General features: G+C 55.1%; 1 tRNA gene and 2 rRNA genes (1 of these 3 only partly in view). All 3 read right to left on the bottom strand.

Features of this window, described 5'->3' with window-relative positions:
- Positions 1-2: 2 nt before the first annotated feature.
- A tRNA-Met gene (locus AC52GN_RS16395) sits at positions 3-76 on the bottom strand.
- Between the two features lie 58 nt (positions 77-134).
- Positions 135-249 (bottom strand): 5S ribosomal RNA (rrf, locus tag AC52GN_RS16390).
- An 82-nt stretch (positions 250-331) separates the two neighbouring features.
- Positions 332-1,789 (bottom strand): 23S ribosomal RNA (locus tag AC52GN_RS16385) (it continues 1,322 nt past the right edge of the window).

The raw sequence follows: 1,789 nt of genomic DNA, 5'->3' as shown, positions 1-1,789 counted from the left end.
GGGTGCGGGAGCAGGATTTGAACCTGCGACCTTCAGGTTATGAGCCTGACGAGCTACCGGGCTGCTCCATCCCGCGGCAAGGCGGTGCGTAAAGGAAGAAAGGTTCGAGAATATCATTCATGTGTGTCGGGTAGACCCGGCGGCGACCTACTCTCCCGCGCCTTAAGACGAAGTACCATCGGCTCTGGAGGTCTTAACGACCGAGTTCGGAATGGGATCGGGTGGGGAACCTCCGACAGAGCCACCAGGTCAACCCGACACACACGAATGAAATGAGAAGATATCGTCTTTTGATTTCGGCAAGTAAAAACCGAATGAGTTTTGCTGAGAAACGATCAAGCCGATCGGATTATTAGTACCAGTAAGCTTCACACGTCACCGCGCTTCCACACCTGGCCTATCAACGTGGTAGTCTTCCACGATCCTCAGCGAAGCCTTGTTTTGAGGTTAGTTTCCCGCTTAGATGCTTTCAGCGGTTATCTATTCCATACTTAGCTACCCTGCTGCGCGGCTGGCGCCACGACAGGTCCACCAGAGGTATGTCCATCCCGGTCCTCTCGTACTAGGGACAGATCCTCTCAAGCTTCGAACACCCACGGCAGATAGGGACCAAACTGTCTCACGACGTTCTGAACCCAGCTCACGTACCACTTTAAACGGCGAACAGCCATACCCTTGGGACCTGCTCCAGCCCCAGGATGTGATGAGCCGACATCGAGGTGCCAAACTTCGCCGTCGATATGGACTCTTGGGCAAAATCAGCCTGTTATCCCCGGAGTACCTTTTATCCGTTGAGCGATGGCCCTTCCACGCGGAACCACCGGATCACTATGGCCGACTTTCGTCCCTGCTCGACTTGTCAGTCTCGCAGTCAGGCTAGCTTATGCCATTGCACTCGACGACCGATTTCCGACCGGTCTGAGCTAACCATCGCGCGCCTCCGTTACACTTTGGGAGGCGACCGCCCCAGTCAAACTACCCACCACGCCATGTCCCGGGACCGGATAACGGCCCTCGGTTAGACGTCAACGACAGTAAGGGTGGTATTTCAAGGATGGCTCCACCAGAGCTGGCGCCCCGGCTTCATAGCCTCCCACCTATCCTACACATACGGTCGCTAACGCCAAGGCGAAGCTATAGTAAAGGTTCATAGGGTCTTTCCGTCTGACCGCGGGAACCCCGCATCTTCACGGGGAATTCAATTTCACTGAGCCTGTGCTGGAGACAGTGGGAAGTCGTTACGCCATTCGTGCAGGTCGGAACTTACCCGACAAGGAATTTCGCTACCTTAGGACCGTTATAGTTACGGCCGCCGTTTACCTGGGCTTCAGTTCGGAGCTTTCACTCCTCCCTTTAACCTTCAGGCACCGGGCAGGCGTCAGACCCTATACGTCGCATTGATGCTTCGCAGAGCCCTATGTTTTTGCTAAACAGTCGCTACCCCCTGGCTTGTGCCACTCATTCCTGGTTGCCCAGGGTGAGTCACGCTTTTTCCGAAGTTACGCGTGCAATTTGCCGAGTTCCTTCAGCACAGTTCTCTCAAGCGCCTTGGTATACTCTACCTGACCACCTGTGTCGGTTTCGGGTACGGTCTCTGCTGGAGTTATTTCCAGGGACAACGCCACCGCCGGGAACAATCCAATAAGCCCCGACGACTTATGCCATCCGTCACTTCCAGCTGGTGCAGGAATATTTACCTGCTTCCCATCGACTACGCTTTTCAGCCTCGCCTTAGGGGCCGACTAACCCTGCGCAGATTAGCTTTACGCAGGAACCCTTGGTCTTTCGG

This window comes from Brevundimonas sp. SS2672, from assembly GCF_059579685.1.
This window is presented reverse-complemented; position numbering and strand designations above follow the sequence as displayed.